Raw genomic sequence first — 18,754 nt, 5'->3', positions numbered from 1 at the left:
CGGAAAGGGGATCCAAGAACGTGCGGCTTGCTCCTTTCTCCCCGCCTGCGGGGAGAAAGTGGCGGTAGCCGGATGAGGGGCAGACTTCGAGTGTCCGCTCAAAGTGCTGCAAGGCAACGTTCGATGCGGCTCCAGGTGAGCCGGGCCGCCTCGGAGTCGTAATCGGCAAGCGTGGCGTCGGTATAAAGATGCCCGGCACCGGGATATATGAAGACTTCCAGTGCCACCGGCGTCCGTTCGGCATCAGCACGCCAGACGGCGACCTCGTCTGCAGGCTCGAAGATATCCGGGTCGGCGAGATGGACCTGCACCGGCAGCCCGCGACGTGCATTTGCCGGAATTTCGGCGATGCTGTGCAGAAAGAGAATTCCGGCCGCCTCGGGCCGCTTCGGCCACAGGCTGGCGGCGACAGCAGCGCCCATGGAAAAACCGCCGAGAACGGCATCGGCAGGCAGATCCGCGACCGCCCGCTCGGCGCGCTCGCAAAGGGTGCCCCAGCCGATCTCTTCCTTCAGGGCAAAGCCCTCCTCCATCGAGGAAGCAACCCGGCCTTCGTAGAGGTCGGGCGTGAACACCTCGTGGCCTGCGACAGTGAGGCGCTCGGCGACGCCCCTCTCGAACGGGCGCAGTCCATAGACGGAATGGAAAAGGATCACAGTCGTCACGGCACGGTTCCCTGGGCTGTTGGCGCAGGATGCACTTGATCACGCGGAGCCAGCGACGGCAACGGTGCATCCATGACCTGCAGGCCGTTTCGAAGAAGTGATGGCGGCGCCCCCGAGGGAGGAGAAAGGGCGCCGCCGCCTGTCGGTCGACTCTTCGGGGAGGGGGGAGGGAATGACGAGCCGACCCTCTTACGCTTCCAGTCGCTTCGGGCAAAAGCGACCGCGTCTAACGTCTCGGCCGGCGGATGGTTCCGAGAAAATCGCGACATGTGAGGGGGCGTTCGGTGCCGTAGACGGGAAAATGGGCGGGAATGCTCGAGGCGAGGGTCGCAGAGCGATACAGTTGGGGCTGGGGCGTCTTCGCTCTGCGACCCTCGCGCGCCCGGGCGGCAGTTGGGGCTTTCCGTTATCCCGAGAACGCGCAACCACTGGCATAGGTTATGGGAACTCGGCACGCAACGGTCCTAGGACCTATGGCCGGAAGCGTCGGACTAAGGTCTTAGAGCATTTCCAGGAAAAGGGCGCAGCTTCAATGATCTAGACGGGAACGGCAGTGGAGTATTTGACGCTCTTCAGCGCGAAGTGAGACGACGAGTTCGCCACTGCCTCGTGGGTGAGGATGCCGCGCATCAGCAGGCGCTCGTAGTCGGCGACATCGGCAACGAGGACCCGTAGCAGGTAATCCCAATCACCCGACATGGAATAGCATTCGAGAACTTCCTCGTGGCTTTCCACGAAGCGTTCGAAATTTCGGCGCGCAACCGGATCATGGGACTTCATGCGCACCTGGCAGAAGACGTTCAATCCGCGTCCGACCAGGTCGGGATTGACGAGGCTCACGGTCTTGACCAGCACCCCCGCCGTCTCGAGCGCCTTGATGCGCCGCCAGCAGGACGCCGGCGAGGCACCGACCGCCTCCGCCAAGGCTGCATGGCTGATGTCGCCCCGGTCCTGGAGGATTCCTAGAATCTTTCGGTCGATCGCGTCGAGATTGAATGAATTCATCATAAACTCCTCAAAACCGAAACATTCTCATCAAAGCCTAGCTAAAAAACGACCAGATTGAAACCGTTTTGCGCGTCGAGCGGCGTAGTCTTGATCTCGGAGGACCGGAGGAGACCCTGATGGCTCAGGCCGCACTCAAAAAGGACCGGCGCAACGCACCGGACGAGAGCATCGACTGGAAGAAGGTCGTGCAACTTCTGCTCCTGTCGCGCGCCCTGGACGAGATGGAAGAGCAGCGGCTGGTCCCGGAGAAAAAGGTCCTCTACCAATTTTCGGCCCGCGGCCATGACATGGCGCAGATTCTCCTGGGGCTTCACCTCACGGGCAGGCATGACGCGGCATGCGGCTATTATCGCTCGCGCCCGCTGCTGCTCGCGCTCGGCGTCGATCCGGCGGACGCGCTCGGCTCGGCGATGGGGCGCGCGGGCGGATATTCCGACGGCCGGGATATCGGTGTCGTCTTCAACTATCCCAACCCGCACGGCGCCTCGGCCCTGCCGATGTGCGGCGGCGTGGGCACCCAGTACACGCCGACGGCCGGCTGGGCGCAGGCGATCACCTATTTCAGCGAAGTTCTCGGAAAGGAGGAATATCGGAAGGATGTTGCCGTCGTGCTGGGCGGTGACGGTTCCGTTGCCTCCAACGGCTTCTGGTCCGCTCTGACGATCGCGACGACGCAGGGCCTGCCGCTGCTCTTCTATATCGAAGACAACGGCTTCGGCATCTCCGTTCCGTCGAGCTTCCAGACACCCGAGGGCAATATTGCCGGCAATCTCGCCGGCTGGAAAAACTTGACCGTTCTCGACGGCGACGGCTCGGATCCCGAAGAGGCCGCCCGGCTTACGAAGGGCGCCGTGGAACTGGTGCGCGAAGGGCGGATGCCGGTGCTGCTCAGGCTCGAGGTGCCGCGCCTCGAAGGGCACAGCTTCCAGGATACCCAGACCTACAAGAGCGAGGAGCTCGTCAGGAGCGAATGGGCACACGATCCCCTGCCGCGGCTGAGGGACTACCTCGTCCCCGCCCTGTTGAGCGCAGAGGAATGGAACGAAGCTGCGAGAGACGCGAAGGCTGCCGCCGAACGGGCGCGCATGGAGGCCGAATCCCGGCCGGTCGCCGACCCCGAAACAGTGACCAGCAATGTCTTCTTCGAAGGCCAGATGCAGGTCATGGGCGGACAGCACTCTGCCGGCTACCGTCCGCCGGAAACGACGGAAACCGTGACGGGCGACGGCCAGAGGATCAACATGGTGACGGCGATCCGCCGCACGCTCGATCACGAGATGTCGGTGAACGAGAGGGTCGTCCTCTTCGGCGAGGATATCGGCCCGAAGGGCGGCGTCCATGCCGTGACCCTCGGGCTGCAGGAGAAATACGGTACCGCCCGCGTCTTCGACACGTCGCTCTCGGAGGAAGGCATCATCGGCCGGGCGGTGGGCATGGCGCTCGCGGGGCTCGTGCCGGTGCCGGAAATCCAGTTCCGCAAATATGCCGAGCCCGCGATCGAGCAGCTCAACGATTGCGGCACGATCCGCTGGCGGACCAGCAACCGCTTCGCCGCGCCGATCGTCGTGCGGATGGCGGGGGGATTCTTCAAATGCGGCGATCCGTGGCACAGCCAGACGAACGAGGTCGCCTTCGTCCACCAGCCCGGCTGGAAGATCGCCGTACCCTCCAATGCCGAGGACGCCGTCGGGCTCCTGCGCACCGCCTTGCGCGGGAACGACCCGGTGATCTTCTTCGAGCACCGGGCCATGCTCGATCATCCCTGGGCGCGGCGGCCCTATCCCGGCGATGCCTTCGCCCTGCCTTTCGGCAAGGCGAAGTTCGCGCGTGAAGGTCGCGACATCACCATCGTCACCTGGGGCGCCATGGTGCCGCGTTGCGAAGAGGCGGCCGAGGGGATCTCCGCCGATGTGATCGATCTGAGAACCCTGATGCCCTGGGACAGGAAAGCGGTCATCGCTTCCGTGCGCCGCACCCGCCGGTGCCTCATCGTCCACGAGGACCTCGCAACGGCGGGTTTCGGCGCGGAGATTGCCGCAGCGGTCGCCGACGAAGCCTTCATCGATCTCGACGCGCCGATCTCGCGTCTCACCATGCCGGATATTCCCAGCCCCCATAATCCCGTCCTGCTCGACTGGGCGGTTCCATCGACGGAACGCATACGCCAGAAGATCACCGACCTTCTGGAGTTCTGAGAATGGGCGATCTCATCGACATTCAGGCTCCGCTGGAGCAGGAGGGGACCAAAGCGGTCGTCCGCAATTGGCTAAGGAAGATCGGCGAGACGGTCAAATCGGGCGATCCGCTGGTCGAGCTCGAGACCGACAAGGTGACCCAGGAGGTGTCGGCGCCCGCCGACGGGGTGCTCGCGGAAATCCTGATGCGAAATGGCGACGATGCCCCGCCCGGCGCCGTTCTCGGCCGGATCGGCAGCGAGGCTGCCGGGGCGGGACACGCGCCGCGTTATTCGCCGGCCGTGCGGCATGCAGCGGAAGAATATGGCCTGGATCCGGCCACCGTCACCGGCACCGGCAGGGGTGGTCGCGTCACGCGCGCCGACATGGACAGGGCGTTTACGGCCCGGCAGGAAGGCACTGCTTCGGTCGCGGCCGAGGCTGGCGGCAGGGGAGCGGCACCCAAGTCGCGCAGGATACCCCATAGCGCCATGCGCGCCGCGATCGCCGAACATATGCTCACCTCCGTCACGACGGCGCCGCATGTGACGGCGGTGTTCGAGGCCGATTTCTCGGCGGTGATGCGCCATCGGGACGAACATGGGAAGAGGCTTGCCGCTGACGGCGCCAAGCTCTCCTATACGGCTTATGTGGTTTCGGCCTGCGTGGCGGCGATGCGCGCGGTCCCCGAGGTCAACAGCCGCTGGCACGAGGATGCGCTCGAAACATTCGACGACATCAATATCGGCGTGGGTATTTCCCTCGGGGACAAGGGCCTGGTCGTGCCGGTCCTCCATCGGGCGCAGGACCTGTCGCTTGCCGAGATTGCGGCCCGGCTACAGGAGCTGACGACGCGCGCGCGTTCGAACGCGCTCTCCCGCGCGGACGTGACGGGCGGCACCTTCACTATTTCCAATCATGGCGTCTCCGGATCGCTGCTCGCGGCGCCGATCATTATCAACCAGCCGCAATCGGCGATCCTGGGCGTGGGCAAGCTCGACAAGCGGGTGGTCGTCCGCGAGGTGGATGGCGCCGACACGATCCAGATACGCCCGATGGCCTATGTGTCGCTGACGATCGACCATCGTGCGCTGGACGGCCACCAGACCAATGCGTGGCTGACGCATTTCGTCCGCGTGATCGAGACCTGGCCTACTGATCAGGGGCGATTACAGGCCCCAGATTAAAGATCTTTGCGCGTCTGATAAGACGCGCGGCTGTAAATGACCCTCCCGGCCCCTGATCGTCGCCCAAAACGGCGATTGAAATCGATTACATTTTCTGGCTTCATGTGCCGGCAAGATTTGGGAGGATCTTATGAAGAAACTTATCGCATTTGCGCTGGGCACCGTCGCGTCCATCGTCCTGTCGGCATCCGCTCACGCCGAGACCTTTAAAATAGGTCTCTCCAACGGCTGGGTCGGCAGCGAGTGGCGCACCCAGATGATCGACGAGGCGAAGGCCGCCGCTGCGGAATGGAAGGAAAAAGGCGTCGACGTCGAGGTCTCCGTCCAGAGCGCCAATGTCGACGTGCCCGGGCAGATCGCGCATATCCGCAACTTCATCGCGGAAGGGGTGAACGCCATCATCGTCAACCCCAACAGCCCGACCGCCTTCGATCCGATCTTCGCCCAGGCGAAGGAAGCCGGCATCCTGGTGATCGCCACCGACGCGGAAGTCTCTTCGCCCGATGCCATCTATGTCGGCATCGACCAGACCGCCTGGGGTGCCGCGGGCGCCAAGTGGCTCGCCGAAACGCTCGGCGGCAAGGGCAAGGTGGTTGCGATCAACGGCGTCGCCGGCCATCCGGCGAACGAGATGCGCGTCGCCGGCTACAAGAGTGTCTTCAAGGATTATCCGGATATCCAGGTCGTCAACGAGGTCAATGCCAACTGGGACCAGGCGCAGGGCCAGCAGGCGATGCAGAACATTCTTGCCACCTATCCGGACATCAACGGCGTGCTGGTGCAGGACGGCATGGCGGCCGGTGCCTGGAAATCGATCATGGACGCCGGCAAGGCCGGCGAGATCGCGGCAACCGGCGAAATCCGCAAGGACTTCATCGACCTCTGGATCAAGGAAAAACTGAACTCGGGAGCGACCGTGAATCCGCCCGGCGTCATGGCGAGTGCCCTCAACGTCGCCGTTTTGATGCTGCAGGGCAAGGAACTGAAGGAGCCGGCAAAGGCCGGACAATACGGCAACGCGCTCTACCTGCCGATTCCCTTCATCGACTCCAAGAACGTGGCGGAAGCCGCAAAGCAGCTCGAGGGCAAGCCCGGCTATTATTCCTATACGAGCTCGCTTTCGATCGAGGAGGCGGAAGCGCTGTTCAAGTGAGCCTTCGGCGGGGCGCTGAGGCATTGCGCGTCCCGTTGGGCGCGCATGCTCCCGGTAACACTTTGTCTTGCTGCATGTTTCTATCCCTAAATCCGCCAGGATTTGAGGAAACATAAAGTAGCCGATCCCGGCCAGCGCCCGCCAAACCGAAGCGAACGGACGAGTTTCCATGTCGAAATTGAAACTGAGCGGCGTGAGCAAGGCTTACGGCGCGACCCTGGCGGTCCGCCGAGGCGATCTTGAGCTCATGGCCGGCGAGGTCCATGTCCTGATGGGTTCCAACGGCTCGGGAAAAAGCACCCTCTGCAAGATCATTGCGGGCAGCGTGCGGCCCGACGGCGGCAGGATCCTGGTCGACGACCAGCCTGTGACGATCAGCGGACCGCGCTCGGCGCGAGCCCACGGCATCGGCATCTTCTATCAGGAACTCAGCCTCGCCGCGCACCGCTCGGTCGAGGAAAACATCTCGCTCGGCAAGCTGCCGGTCAAATCGCGGGTCTTCATCGACCGCTGGGAACTCAGGCAACGCGCGGCGCGCTATATCGGCCTTTTCGAAGGCGTCTGCGGCGAAGGGTTTTCCGCCGACACACTCGTCGGCAACCTGCGCCCCGACCAGCGTCAGCTCGTCGAGATCATGAAGGCGCTGGCCAGCGAGGCGCCGCTCCTCATCTTCGACGAGCCGACCTCGGCGCTCGACCGAGCCCAGGTGGAGCGCTTCTTCGAAATCCTGCGCGATCTCAAGCGTCGCGGGCGGGGCATCATCTTCATTTCGCACCGCATGGACGAGATCAAGGCGATCGGCGACCGCGTCACTATCATTCGCGACGGCGAGACCATCACCACGCTCAACCTGGGCGACACGGACCCGGCAACCGTGATCCGGCTGATGGTCGGCGGTGCCGGCGACATGCCGGCAACGCAATCCTCAGTGCCGGCGTTGGTGGAGGGTGAAGGAGGCGCCGCGCTGACGGTGCGCGATTTTTCCGGCCGCGGTTTCCGCAATGTAAGTTTCGAGGTTGGCCGCGGCGAGATTCTCGGCTTCGGCGGGCTGCACGGCCAGGGCCAATCGGCGGTGCTCAGAGCGATCTTCGGCGCCGGCTCGATCGCCTCGGGCGAAATCCTCATCGGCGACAGCCGCTTCGACGCTTCGAACCCGCGTGACGCGATCCGGCGCGGCTGCGCCTATGTCTCCGGCGACCGCATCCGCGACGGCGTCATCAGCGGAAGACCGATCATCGAGAACGTCACGCCGATCCATTATCTGCGCGACCGGCTGATGATCGCTCGGCCGGGCAAGCTGCGCGACAGGGTGGCGCCGGCGCTGGAAAGCATGCACACCAAATTCGCGAGCCTCTTCCACCCGATCGGTTCGCTTTCGGGCGGCAATCAGCAGAAGGTGATCATCGCCCGCTGGCTGATCGACCGCCCCGACGTGCTGCTGCTCGACGACCCGACCAAGGGCATCGACCTGTCCGCCAAGGCGGACCTCTTCGCGCTGATCCGGCAACTGGCGGCGGAGGGGCTCGGCATTGTCCTCTATTCTTCCGAGGATGCCGAACTGCTCGGCAACGCCAACCGCATTCTCGTCTTCAACGGCGGATCGGTCAGCCGGGAGCTTACGGGGGCGGACCGCACCCGCTACAATCTATATCAAGCCGCTTACGAGGCCGCGTGATGGCAGAGACCGCAACCGTCCCGACATACCGGCGCGCCGGCGGCATCGGCAGGCTGCTGGAGCGCTATCCTTTCCTGCCCGCGCTCGTGATCGTCGCCGTACTCCTTCTCCTCAACGGCTTCTTTTCGCCGAACAGCCTGACATTTCGGGCTCTGACCGGGCTGCTCAGCACCTATATGGCGCTGATCCTGCTCGCGATCGCACAGACCTACGTCGTCTATGCCGGCGATATCGACCTCTCTGCCGGCGCGATCCTCTCGCTGGTCAATGTCGCGATCGTGGTTCTGATGGAACGCTGGGGAGGCGGTGCCGGCGCGGTGTTCCTGGCACTGGCCATCGGTCTCCTGCTCGGGCTGGCCTGCGGGCTCGTGAACGGCCTCGTCGTCGCGGCTCTGCGGCTGCAGGCGATCGTCGCGACCTTCGCGACCAGCATCTTCTTCACGGGCCTTGCGCTTTACATCCTGCCCGTTGCCGGCACGCCGGCGCCGGCGCTCTTCTGGCGCACCTATGGCGGCCGGCTTTTCGGCGTTCCCTTCGTCTTCTACATCCTGGCGGCCCTCGTCATCCTCCTCGCGGTGATGCGCCGCACCAGGCTGGTCACGCAACTGCTTGCCGTTGGCGACGACCAGCAGGCGGCCTACCAGACCGGGCTGCCTGTCATAGCGACCCGGATCAAGGGCTATGTGCTCTGCGGCCTCTTTTCCGCGCTCGCCGCCTTCTGCATCACCGGCGATACCGCAAGCGGCGATCCGCTGGTCGGGGGCAAGATGACGCTCTACAGCGTCGCGGCGGTCGTGCTCGGCGGCAGCGCCCTCTCCGGCGGCTGGGGCACCGTCGTCGGCTCGCTGCTCGGGGCGCTGACGATAGGGCTCATCAACTCGGTCGTCTTTTTCATGGGCACGCCGTCCGAGTGGCAGAACTTCGTGCAGGGCCTCGCGATCCTCCTCGTCCTGATGGCGGGCGTGCTTGCCGGCAGGAGGGCGCGCTCATGAGCCGAGTGGTGTCCTTCGTCCGGCAGCCGATCGTCGTCGCGCTCGCGCTCATCGTGCTGCTCCTCTATCTCGGCGAGGCGCTGTCGCCGGGCTTTGCGACCGGCGGTCAGATCCTGCGGCTCCTGATCGTCGCCTCGCTGCTCGGCATCGTCGCGGCCGGTCAGAACGTCGTCATCCTCGGCGGACGCGAAGGAATCGATCTCTCGGTCGGCGGCGTCGTCTCGCTCTCGGCGATCCTCGCGGGCAACGTCATGAACGGCGCCGATGGCGGCATCTTGCCGGCCGTCGCCGCCTGCCTTGCGGCCGGCGCCTTCTTCGGCCTCCTGAACGGGCTCGGCGTCACGCTTCTCAGAATCCCGCCGCTGGTGATGACGCTCGGAATGCTGGGCGTGCTGCAGGGGCTTCTCGTCGTCATCCGGATGGGAATTCCCTCCGGCCAGGCCGCGCCGGCGCTCTCGCGCTTCGTCACGCAACCGCTCGCCTACGGCATTCCCGGCATCATCTGGCTCTGGATCGTGATCGGCATCCTAATGGCGCTCATGCTCAACCGCACCGTCTTCGGCCATCGCATCTATGCGATCGGCTCCAACGAGCACGCGGCCTACATGGCCGGCGTGCCGGTCAAGCTGGTCCGCATCGCGCTCTTCATGATCTCCGGCATGTTCGCCGCGATCGCCGGCCTCTGCCTGCTCGGCTATTCCGGCACGTCTTTCGCCAATGTCGGCGAGCAGTACATGCTCCCCTCGATCATCGCGGTCGTCTTCGGCGGCACATCGCTTGCCGGGGGCAAGGGCGGCTACACCGGCACCATGGCGGGCGCGGTCCTGCTGGTCATCCTGCAGAGCATCCTGACGACCATCAACATCGAGGAGTCCGGACGCCAGATGGTGTTCGGCGCGACGCTGCTCCTGTTGATGATGTTCTACGGACGGGGCCGGGCGATGCGCGCATGAGGGACCGGCCGAAGATCAAGGACATCGCCGAGAAGGCGGGCGTGTCGGTGGCCACCGTCTCGCGCGCCCTCGCCGCTTCGACGCTGGTGACCGCCGAGACGCGCCAGCGCGTGCTCGACCTAGCGCGCGAGCTCGATTACCGCCCGAATGTCAGCGCCCGGAACCTGCGCACCCGCAGGTCCATGACGGTGCTGATGGTCGTACGCGACGTCGGCAATCCCTTCTATCTCGACATCCTCAAGGGCGTCGAGGCGACGGCGCGCGAAGCCGGCTATGCCGTGCTGATGGGCAATACCGAGGACGACCCGGCGCGCGAGACCGAATATTTCAACATGCTGCGCGACGGGCATGCCGACGGCATGATCCTGATGACCGGCAAGCTGCCGCCAGCGGGCGGCTGGAACCATCTGCCCGTGGTGGTGGCGTTGGAAATGATCGAGGGCTCTGGCCTGCCGCATGTGCAGGTCGACAATGTCGCCGCGGCCCGCGGTGCCGTCGAGCACCTGATTTCACTCGGCCATCGGAGGATCGCTCATATATCCGGGCCGGTTCCCGAGCCGATGAGCGTCTATCGGCGGGAGGGGTTTCGCCTGGCGATGCGCGCTGCCGGGCTGCCGATTCCAGCCGGCTACGAGGTGCGGGGCGACTTCCTGATCGAAAGCGGCGAGGAATGCTGCCGCTCGCTCTTCTCTCTTTCCGATCCGCCGACCGCGCTCTTCGTCGCCAATGACGAAATGGCCTATGGTGCCGTCCACGAGCTGAGACGGATCGGACGCGACGTGCCGGGCGACGTTTCGGTCGTGGGCTTCGACGATCTTTATCTGAGCAAGGCCTTCTATCCGCCGCTGACGACGGTCGTCCAGCCTCGCTCCGAGATCGGCCGCACCGCCATGGCGGTGCTCCTTGGAATTCTGGCGGGCGGCTCGGAGGGGGCCGAACCGATCGTGCTGCCCACGGTCCTGAAGGTACGCGGCAGCACGGCGCCGCCACTTATCTGAAAGCGCATGTGAGGGCGGCTCGAGGCGGTCGCCGCTGGATGTCGGGGAGGAAGGAATGATCACATTACCGAAACAGACCTTGCGAGTAGGCTTCGTCGGCACCGGCTTTATCGCGCATTTCCACCTGAAATCGCTCATCGGGGTACGCAATGTCGAGGTGACCGGCGTCTACAGCCGCAATCCCGAAAACCGCGCGCGCTTCGCGAGCGAAGTCGGGGCGCTTGATCTCGGCGAGTGCCGCGCGCATGAGAGTCTCGAATCGCTCCTGTCCGCCGGCGACGTCGACGCGGTCTGGATTCTGTCGCCGAACTACACGCGGCTCGACGTCATGCGGACGCTCCACGGGGAGATCAAGGCGGGACGCAGCAAGATCTTCGCTGTCGCCTGCGAGAAGCCGCTTGCGCGCACCGTAGCGGAGGCACGCGAGATGCTGCACCTGGCCGAGGATGCAGGTCTCAACCATGGCTATCTCGAAAACCAGGTCTTCTGCACGCCGGTGCTGCGAGGCAAGGAGATCATTTGGCGGCGCGCCGCCTCGACCACCGGCCGGCCCTATCTCGCACGCGCCGCGGAAGAACATGCCGGTCCGCACGAGCCCTGGTTCTGGCAGGGCGACAAGCAGGGCGGCGGGGTGCTTTCCGATATGATGTGCCACAGCGTCGAGGTGGCGCGCCATCTGCTCACGGCGCCCGGCGCACCTCGCAATTCGTTGAAGGTCAAATCGGTGAACGGCACGGTCGCGAACCTCAAATGGACGCGGGCCGGCTATGCCGATGAGCTGCGCCGCCGCTTCGGTGAGGATGTCGACTACCGTCGGCGCCCATCGGAGGATTTCGCCCGGGCGACCGTGACGCTGGAGGACGAGGAGGGCAACGAGCTGATGATCGAGGCAACGACCTCCTGGGCCTATGTCGGCGCCGGCCTGCGCATTCAGCTCGAGCTCCTCGGCCCCGAATATGCGCTGGAGTATAATTCGCTCGGCACCGGCTTGAAGATCTTCCTGTCGCGGGCCGTGCAGGGCACAGAGGGCGAGGACCTCGTCGAAAAGCAGAATGCCGAGCAGGGCCTGATGCCGGTGCTGGAGGACGAAGCCGGCGTCTACGGCTATACGGACGAAAACCGCCACATGGTCGGATGCTTCCGCAAGGGGATAAAGCCGCTCGAAACCTTCGAGGACGGCCTGGCGGTCGTCGAAATCCTGATGGGCCTCTACCGCTCCGCCGAGATCGGCGCGACGCTGCATTTCCCGGCGCCGGAGCTCGAAAACTATATTCCCGTCGTGGCGCGCGTGGGGGCGTAGTTCGTGCGCTTCAACCCAGTCGGGAACCTTCCTGCCGGAGCGCGGTTTGCTTCGGCATGCCGAAAGATGCAAATCAGCCGACCGTTCTCATTACCGGCTCGAGCGGCTTTCTGGGCCAGGCGATCGCGCATCGCCTGAGGGACCGGTATCGCGTCATCGGGCTCGACCTGTCCCCGCCGAAAGGCAAGTCCGAGACCGAAGAGACGATCAAATTCGACATCACCTCCGACGAAAGCGTGAGAGAGGCGATCGAGACGGCGGGCAAGCGCAGCGGCGGGCGCCTTGCCTCCGTCATTCATCTCGCCGCCTATTACGACACCACCGGCAAGGACAATCCCAAATACGATGCCGTCAATGTCGAGGGCACGCGCCGGCTATTGGAGGCGCTGCAGGGTCTTCCCACCGAACAGTTCATCTATGCAAGCACGCTGCTGGTGCAGGCGCCCAGTCCGGCCAGGGGTGCGCGGATCAACGAGGATGATCCGCTGGACCCCGCCTGGGCCTATCCCAAATCGAAGGCCGAGACCGAGGCGGCGATTGCCAGACATCGCGGCGCAATCAGGACCGCGACCCTCCGTCTCGCTGGCGTCTATGACGAGGACTGCCGAGCCGCTTTCATCGCTCAGCAGATCGCCCGCATCTTCGAGCGGCTCCCGACCGCCTATCTGTTCAGCGGCGATCTGGATGCAGGCCAGCCCTATCTGCACAAGGACGATCTGGTCGAGGCTTTCGCGCGCACGGTCGACCGTCGCAACGACTTGCCCGATGATTGCGTGTTGCTGATCGGCGAGGAGGAAACGCTCTCCTATGGCGACTTGCAGAAGCGCATCGGCCGGCTGATCCACGGCGAGGACTGGCGCACGCTCGCTCTGCCCAAGAGCCTCGCCAAGCCGGGGGCTTGGATGCAGACCGAGGTGCTCGACCAGGACTCGGAGATCAAGCCGTGGATGGTCGAGAACTCGGACGATCATTACGAGATCGACATCTCCCGTGCCCGCAACAAGCTCGGCTGGGAGCCGAGGCACAGCCTAGCTGCGACGTTGCCGGAAATGATCCGGCGGCTCAAGCAAGACCCGACCGACTGGTACGCGAAGAACAAGCTGGAGCCCTCTGTGGTCGCCGCCTCGGATCCCGAGATCGAGCAGGCGGAGAAAAGGCTGGCGGAGCCGCTGGAACGCAGTGACGCCGAAGTCGAAGCTGCCGTGGAAGCGCACCGGTTGCGCACGCTATGGGCGCCGCTGGCAAATGTCGCTCTCGGCCTGTGGCTCGTCTCCTCGCCGGCGACGCTCGGCCTTTTCGACCCCGTCAGCGTGCCGCTGCCGCCGGCGCTCGGCCACGAGATCGACGAACCCGCCATACGCAATGCCCGTCTCGGGACAAGCGAGATCCTGTCCGGACTGCTCGTTGCCGCATTCGCGCTTTTCGGCATGTACCGGCGCTGGTCTCATGCGCAATGGATCACGGCCGCGCTCGGCGTCTGGATCATGCTGGCCCCGCTTGTCTTCTGGACGACGAGTGCCGCGGCCTACGCCATCGATACGCTTGCCGGCATGCTGATCGTGGCCTTTGCGGTGATGATTCCGCCGACGCCCGGAATAAGGCTGCGGGCGCTCGCGGCCGACGACGACCGGCCCCTCGGCTGGAGCTATTCGCCGTCCTCCTTCACGCAGCGCATGCCGATCGTCGCGCTCGCCTTTGTCGGCCTCTTCGTCTCGCGCTATCTCGCCGCCTATCAGATGGGCCATGTCGACGGGCTGTGGGACCCGTTCTTCGGGCCGGGCGAGGCACCCGTCCGCAACGGCAGCGAGGCGGTCGTGACGTCCTGGGTGTCCAAGGGCTTTCCGATCGCCGATGCCGGCCTCGGCGCCTTCGCCTATTCGCTGGACATTCTGGCCGGCGCGATCGGAGACAGCCGGCGCTGGCGCACCATGCCCTGGATGGTGCTCCTCTTCGGCCTGCTGATCGTGCCCCTCGGCGTCGTCAGCGTCTCCTTCATCATCATCCAGCCGCCGCTTATCGGGGCGCTCTGTACGCTCTGCATCATCCAGGCGGGCGTCACCGTCGTGCTCATCCCCTATTCGATAGACGAGGTGCTCGCCACCATCCAGTACCTCTGGCGCGTAAGGAAGGCGGGCGAGCCGTTCTGGCGGACGTTCTGGATGGGCGGCCCGGCCATTTCGGAGGACCAGACGCCGGCGCCCGACCTCAACCGTCCGGCGACCGAGCTGTTGAAGGAATTCATCGTCGGCGGCGTCAACTTTCCCTGGACGCTGGTCGCCAGCGCATTGCTCGGCGCGGTCCTGATGACGACGCCCTTGATTTTCGGCAGCCTCCCGCCGCTCTATCACAGCGACCACGTTCTCGGCTGCCTCGTGATCCTGGTTGCCGTCACCGCCATGGCGGAGGTCGTCCGGCCGGTGCGCTTCCTGAATGTGCTGCTCGGCGCCTGGGTGGCGGCCTCGCCCTTCCTGTTTGCCGGCGGCAGCACGGTCGCGACCCTTGCCGACGTCGCGATCGGCTTGGCACTGATCGCGCTCAGCCTGCCGCGCGGGAGGCGCAGCGAAGAACATTATGGCGGCTGGGGCCGGGCGATCGTCTGACGGACGCGCCTCAAGACAGTCAGCTCATCTGCGCAAGCACCATGACGAGCAGGAAGCCGGCGGCGTTGGCGATCGCCGAAGACTGCTGAAATTGATGCGACTCCGCTTCCGGCACGAGGTCGGTAATCGTCAGGTAGAACATCCCGCCCGCTCCCGTCGCGAAGAGAAAACCGGTGACCGGCTGGACCAGGCCTTTCAGCAGGAACCACCCTGCAACGGCGGACACGAAAAGGGAGAGGCCGATGAGGGAGGTCCATCCGAGTATCCGGCGCTTCGCGTTCTTCCGCTCCTCGTCGAGCGTCAATTCGCCGATGCTCATTCCTTCGCTGAAATTATCGATGCAGATCGCAAGACCCACGATAAGCGCCACTTTCGGCTCGAAGGTGGCGCCGACGCCGATCGTCATGCCTTCGATCAGCTCTTCCGCACTCGTGCCGCCGGCGAGCACCGCGACATTGCTCCCGCGCGGCTTGCGCCTCCGGTGCAACTGATCGACCTCGGTCTTTTGATCCGCTTCCGGCCCGGCCATTTTCCAGCGGTTGACGTAGAGGTCGAGAATATAGACGAGTCCCAGCCCGAGCAGAAATCCGGCAACGGCAAGCGGAAGACCTGCAAGTTCCATGGAGGTGGGCATCATCTCGAAAGCGAAGGTGCCCATGAGGACGCCGGCCGCGAAGCCGACCGCGATCGAGAGCACGAGGCTCGACGGCCTGAGCGAGATCGCCGCCAGGCCGCCCAGGGGCGATGCGACGGCCGCCGCTGCCGCGATTCCCAGGATGATCAGGAGATCATTGCTCATCGCTGCCCGGATCCTCGGTTTTCAAGGCGAGCCTTCAGGACGTACGATCTGCTCATAGGTACATTGGCGCGGGTCCTTGTCCGGCCGCCAGCGCATGAGTTTCGTACCGTGGCGGAAGCGCCGGTTGCTGACATGGTCGAACCGGACTTCGACGACCAGTTCCGGCCGAACCGGCTGCCATTCGCCGCTGCGTTCGCTGCTCCAGCGGCTGGGCCCGCCCGGGGCCTTGCCGGTGAAGCCCGGCGGCTCCTGCAAAGCTTCGAGCTGGCGCGTCAGGGCAGGCCGCTCCTTGTCCGAGATCGTCGCGGTAAAGCCCACATGGTTCAGCAGTCCCTCGGTGTCGTAAAGGCCGAGCAGAAGCGAGCCGACCAAAGAGCTGTCGCTCTCGTAGCGGAAGCCGCCGACGACGCAGTCGGCCGTCTTCAGCCGCTTGACCTTCACCATTGCCCTTTCGCCGCATTCATACGCGCCGTCGCGCCGCTTTGCGACGACCCCGTCGGTGGCACCCGCCTGCCATGAGGTGAGCCACCTCTCGGCCTCCTTAACGTCGAGCGTGAAGGGCGAAAGCTCGAGCATCTCCGCGACCGCGTTCTCTTTGGCGAATGTTTCGAGCCGGGCGCGCCGTGCTGTCAGGGACTGGTCGGTCAGGACCGTTCCGTCGGTGCCGGCCAGCATGTCGAACAGGATGAGTTTGGCCGGCGTCTCCTGCGAGAGCTTCTGTACGCGGCTTGCCGCCGGATGCAGGCGCATCTGAAGGGCGTCGAAGGAAAGGCGCCCGTCGACCTCGATCACCAGTTCGCCGTCGAGGACGAACATGTCCGGCTCCAGTCGGCGCAGCAGGGCGAGGATCTCGGGGAAGAAGCGCCCGAGCGGCTTGCCGGATTTCGCCCTTATGTCGACGTCCTCGCCGGACTTGAACGCAAGGCAGCGAAAGCCGTCCCACTTCGGCTCGTACTGCCATGCGTCGCCGCCCGGAAGCCCGGTCGCGGAACGGGCTTCCATCGGCGCCGTGCTGACGGGCAGGGGAAAGCTCCCCGCCTTCTTCGCCGCGCTTGACGGAGCGGCCTTCTTCGTCGGCTTTCCATGTGCGGGCGACGCCATCGTCCACTCCGTCTAAACCGTCGGCCTATTTCAGCTTGACCGAGGGCTCTCTTCCCCAGACGCGCAGCTTGCCGAGCTCCTTGAGGAAGGCGGCCGCACTCGCAGCGTCGGTGAGTTCGATCGTTCCCTCATCGAGCAGCTCCGCAATGCCGGCCCTCTCGAGAAGGGGAACGGCGGCGCCGGCATAGCCTATATATTTGCAATGGGCGAAGGCGTCGGCCACGAAATCGCGCGCGGTGGCGACGTCGATCAGATCCGCGACGGCCTCTGCGGAAGGAAGCAGGACCACCGCGTCGTAGAGTACCGACGGGCCGCCGTCGAGCATCTGGTGAGCGGCGATGCGTTTTCCGTCGGAGGCGGTAAAGCCGCCGACCTTCGGCGCGATCAGCTCGAAGACCGCCTTCTCCTTCTCGACAGCCGCTATCAGGGCGTCGAGAAGCGCGGCGTCCGCGCCGTCCGTCGCCAATATTCCGAGCTTGCGGCCCTCGAAACGCTTCGGCCCACGCTGGATGATGCTGAGGGCCGGCGAGGGGTCGAGGTCCTGGCGGGTGGCAACGGCCGCATCCGCCGGTTTCGGCATCGTCTCCAGGCCGAGGGCGTGGCCGACCTTTTTCCCCAACGTTTCATCGATATTGAGAAGATGCGCGACCATCCGTTCGCGGATCACCTGCGTCTCCACCTTGCTCAATTCGAAGGTCAGGGCATCGGCGATGTGGCGCTGCTCGGGCGGCGTCTGGCTGATGAAGAACTGACGGGCCTGGCTGTAATGGTCGGCAAAGCTCTCGGCGCGGATGCGCAGCTTCGGGCCCTGCTCCTCGGAAGGAAAATGGCGGAAGCCTTTCATGGGCGACTCGCGCGGACCCTCGCCCCAGGAATTGGGCTGGTAGTTCACGCGTCCGACCGGGTTGCGCATGGCCATGTGGCCGTCCTGCTGAAAGTGCTGGAAGGGACATTTCGGCGCGTTGATCGGAAGATGGGTGAAGTTCGGGCTGCCGAGCCGCTTCAGCTGCGTGTCGAGATAGGAGAAGTTGCGCCCCTGCAGCAACGGATCGTCGCTGAAGTCGATGCCGGGCGGCACGTTCTGCGTCATGAAGGCGACCTGCTCGGTTTCGGCGAAGAAATTCTCCGGCATGCGATCGAGTACCAGCCGGCCGACAGGCTTCGTCGGCAGCACTTCCTCCGGGATGATCTTGGTCGGATCGAGAATGTCGAAATCGAACTTGTCGGCGAAGTCCTGATCGAAAAGCTGCACATGCAGTTCCCATTCCGGGAAGTTGCCGGACTGGATGGCTTGCCACATATCGCGCCGGTGGAAATCAGGATCGGCTCCATTGATCTTCACGGCCTCGTTCCAGACGACCGACTGGAGCCCGAGCTTGGGCTTCCAATGGAATTTGACAAAGGTGGACTCGTCCTTGGCATTGACGAAACGGAAGGTGTGGACGCCGAAGCCTTCCATGAACCGGAAGGAGCGCGGGATCGCCCGGTCCGACATGACCCACATGACCATGTGCATGCTTTCCGGCGTCAGGCTGATGAAGTCCCAGAAATTGTCATGCGCGGACTGCGCCTGGGGAAACTCCCGGTCCGGTTCGGGCTTTACCGAGTGTATGACGTCGGGGAACTTGATCGCGTCCTGGATGAAGAACACCGGGATGTTGTTGCCGACGAGGTCCCAATTGCCCTCGTTTGTGTAGATTTTGACCGCGAAACCGCGAACGTCGCGGGCGAGGTCGAACGAGCCCTTGCTTCCGGCCACCGTCGAGAACCGCACGAAGGCAGGGGTTCGTTCGCCCGGTCGCTGGAACAGATCCGCCCGGGTGTAGGCTGCAAGCAACTCGTAGGTTTCGAAGAAGCCGTGCACGCCGTAGCCGCGGGCATGCACGACGCGCTCGGGAATGCGTTCGTGATCGAAGTGGAAGATCTTCTCGCGGAAGTGGAAATCCTCGATGAGCGTCGGGCCGCGTTCGCCGGCGCGCAGACTGTTCTGGTCGTCGGCGACGGGGCCGCCCTGAGCCGTCGTCAGGACGGGCGTGTCGCCTTCGGCGATCTGGTGAAGTTCTCCACCGTTGCCGCGTGTCGCTTTCTGGTCATGAATGGTGGCCGGTTTCGTATTGTTCGGCGCAGAGGGTTTCTTGGCCATGGCAGC

The 18,754-nt window shown here is 64.6% G+C and carries 14 protein-coding genes; 9 read left to right on the top strand and 5 right to left on the bottom strand.

The features are described from left to right. Positions 1–98: 98 nt before the first annotated feature. Both AC5J09_RS10955 and AC5J09_RS10950 read right to left on the bottom strand, forming a co-directional pair. The gene (locus tag AC5J09_RS10955) at positions 99–665 is read right to left on the bottom strand and encodes a dienelactone hydrolase family protein (RefSeq protein WP_100671032.1); all 567 of its coding nucleotides are present in this window, start codon (positions 663–665) and stop codon (positions 99–101) included. A gap of 537 nt (positions 666–1,202) precedes the next feature. After that, the gene (locus AC5J09_RS10950) at positions 1,203–1,673 is read right to left on the bottom strand and encodes an Lrp/AsnC family transcriptional regulator (protein ID WP_010974948.1); all 471 of its coding nucleotides are present in this window, start codon (positions 1,671–1,673) and stop codon (positions 1,203–1,205) included. A 116-nt stretch (positions 1,674–1,789) separates the two neighbouring features. On the opposite strand from AC5J09_RS10950, the gene AC5J09_RS10945 reads away from it, so the two are divergent. The 9 genes from AC5J09_RS10945 (at position 1,790) to AC5J09_RS10905 (ending at position 14,705) form a co-directional block, all read left to right on the top strand. After that, positions 1,790–3,868 (top strand): alpha-ketoacid dehydrogenase subunit alpha/beta, encoded by a 2,079-nt coding sequence (locus AC5J09_RS10945; RefSeq protein ID WP_324764433.1) that lies wholly within the window; start codon positions 1,790–1,792, stop codon positions 3,866–3,868. Positions 3,869–3,870: 2 nt separating this feature from the next. After that, on the top strand, positions 3,871–5,034 hold the full coding sequence (locus AC5J09_RS10940) for a dihydrolipoamide acetyltransferase family protein (RefSeq protein ID WP_100671038.1): 1,164 nt from the start codon (positions 3,871–3,873) through the stop codon (positions 5,032–5,034). 130 nt (positions 5,035–5,164) lie between these two features. After that, positions 5,165–6,187, top strand: a complete 1,023-nt coding sequence (locus AC5J09_RS10935) for an ABC transporter substrate-binding protein (protein WP_018096043.1) — start codon at positions 5,165–5,167, stop codon at positions 6,185–6,187. Between the two features lie 169 nt (positions 6,188–6,356). Then, positions 6,357–7,862, top strand: a complete 1,506-nt coding sequence (locus tag AC5J09_RS10930; RefSeq protein ID WP_324764434.1) for a sugar ABC transporter ATP-binding protein — start codon at positions 6,357–6,359, stop codon at positions 7,860–7,862. After that, the gene (locus tag AC5J09_RS10925; protein WP_494297607.1) at positions 7,862–8,854 is read left to right on the top strand and encodes an ABC transporter permease; all 993 of its coding nucleotides are present in this window, start codon (positions 7,862–7,864) and stop codon (positions 8,852–8,854) included. Before AC5J09_RS10930 ends, AC5J09_RS10925 begins: the two co-directional genes overlap by 1 nt. Next, on the top strand, positions 8,851–9,807 hold the full coding sequence (locus AC5J09_RS10920) for an ABC transporter permease (RefSeq protein ID WP_100671044.1): 957 nt from the start codon (positions 8,851–8,853) through the stop codon (positions 9,805–9,807). Before AC5J09_RS10925 ends, AC5J09_RS10920 begins: the two co-directional genes overlap by 4 nt. Continuing rightward, positions 9,804–10,805, top strand: coding sequence for a LacI family DNA-binding transcriptional regulator (locus AC5J09_RS10915; RefSeq protein ID WP_100671046.1), 1,002 nt, complete (start codon positions 9,804–9,806; stop codon positions 10,803–10,805). Before AC5J09_RS10920 ends, AC5J09_RS10915 begins: the two co-directional genes overlap by 4 nt. Before the next feature lie 55 nt (positions 10,806–10,860). Next, on the top strand, positions 10,861–12,105 hold the full coding sequence (locus tag AC5J09_RS10910) for a Gfo/Idh/MocA family protein (RefSeq protein ID WP_324764436.1): 1,245 nt from the start codon (positions 10,861–10,863) through the stop codon (positions 12,103–12,105). 56 nt (positions 12,106–12,161) lie between these two features. Then, positions 12,162–14,705 (top strand): NAD-dependent epimerase/dehydratase family protein, encoded by a 2,544-nt coding sequence (locus AC5J09_RS10905; protein ID WP_324764437.1) that lies wholly within the window; start codon positions 12,162–12,164, stop codon positions 14,703–14,705. Positions 14,706–14,724: 19 nt separating this feature from the next. Here the strand turns inward: AC5J09_RS10905 and AC5J09_RS10900 are convergent, their stop codons facing one another. Genes AC5J09_RS10900 through katE form a run of 3 tightly spaced genes read right to left on the bottom strand, consistent with a single transcriptional unit; the run spans position 14,725 to position 18,748 of the window. Beyond that, positions 14,725–15,504, bottom strand: coding sequence for a ZIP family metal transporter (locus AC5J09_RS10900; RefSeq protein WP_324764438.1), 780 nt, complete (start codon positions 15,502–15,504; stop codon positions 14,725–14,727). Positions 15,505–15,525: 21 nt separating this feature from the next. Further along, positions 15,526–16,605, bottom strand: a complete 1,080-nt coding sequence (locus AC5J09_RS10895) for an ATP-dependent DNA ligase (protein WP_324764439.1) — start codon at positions 16,603–16,605, stop codon at positions 15,526–15,528. A gap of 25 nt (positions 16,606–16,630) precedes the next feature. Next, positions 16,631–18,748, bottom strand: coding sequence for a catalase (gene katE / locus AC5J09_RS10890; protein ID WP_494297606.1), 2,118 nt, complete (start codon positions 18,746–18,748; stop codon positions 16,631–16,633). Positions 18,749–18,754 lie beyond the last annotated feature (6 nt).

The sequence above is a fragment of the Sinorhizobium sp. genome (assembly GCF_059070375.1).
This window is presented reverse-complemented; position numbering and strand designations above follow the sequence as displayed.

What these genes read in the sequence shown, in the direction of transcription:
- AC5J09_RS10895 (WP_324764439.1), bottom strand. Translation starts at nt 16,605, where the DNA reads ATGGCGTCGCCCGCACATGGAAAGCCGACGAAGAAGGCCGCTCCGTCA.
- AC5J09_RS10945 (WP_324764433.1), top strand. Translation starts at nt 1,790, where the DNA reads ATGGCTCAGGCCGCACTCAAAAAGGACCGGCGCAACGCACCGGACGAG.
- AC5J09_RS10950 (WP_010974948.1), bottom strand. Translation starts at nt 1,673, where the DNA reads ATGATGAATTCATTCAATCTCGACGCGATCGACCGAAAGATTCTAGGA.
- AC5J09_RS10905 (WP_324764437.1), top strand. Translation starts at nt 12,162, where the DNA reads ATGCCGAAAGATGCAAATCAGCCGACCGTTCTCATTACCGGCTCGAGC.
- AC5J09_RS10925 (WP_494297607.1), top strand. Translation starts at nt 7,862, where the DNA reads ATGGCAGAGACCGCAACCGTCCCGACATACCGGCGCGCCGGCGGCATC.
- AC5J09_RS10940 (WP_100671038.1), top strand. Translation starts at nt 3,871, where the DNA reads ATGGGCGATCTCATCGACATTCAGGCTCCGCTGGAGCAGGAGGGGACC.
- AC5J09_RS10920 (WP_100671044.1), top strand. Translation starts at nt 8,851, where the DNA reads ATGAGCCGAGTGGTGTCCTTCGTCCGGCAGCCGATCGTCGTCGCGCTC.
- AC5J09_RS10935 (WP_018096043.1), top strand. Translation starts at nt 5,165, where the DNA reads ATGAAGAAACTTATCGCATTTGCGCTGGGCACCGTCGCGTCCATCGTC.
- AC5J09_RS10930 (WP_324764434.1), top strand. Translation starts at nt 6,357, where the DNA reads ATGTCGAAATTGAAACTGAGCGGCGTGAGCAAGGCTTACGGCGCGACC.
- AC5J09_RS10910 (WP_324764436.1), top strand. Translation starts at nt 10,861, where the DNA reads ATGATCACATTACCGAAACAGACCTTGCGAGTAGGCTTCGTCGGCACC.
- katE (WP_494297606.1), bottom strand. Translation starts at nt 18,748, where the DNA reads ATGGCCAAGAAACCCTCTGCGCCGAACAATACGAAACCGGCCACCATT.
- AC5J09_RS10915 (WP_100671046.1), top strand. Translation starts at nt 9,804, where the DNA reads ATGAGGGACCGGCCGAAGATCAAGGACATCGCCGAGAAGGCGGGCGTG.
- AC5J09_RS10900 (WP_324764438.1), bottom strand. Translation starts at nt 15,504, where the DNA reads ATGAGCAATGATCTCCTGATCATCCTGGGAATCGCGGCAGCGGCGGCC.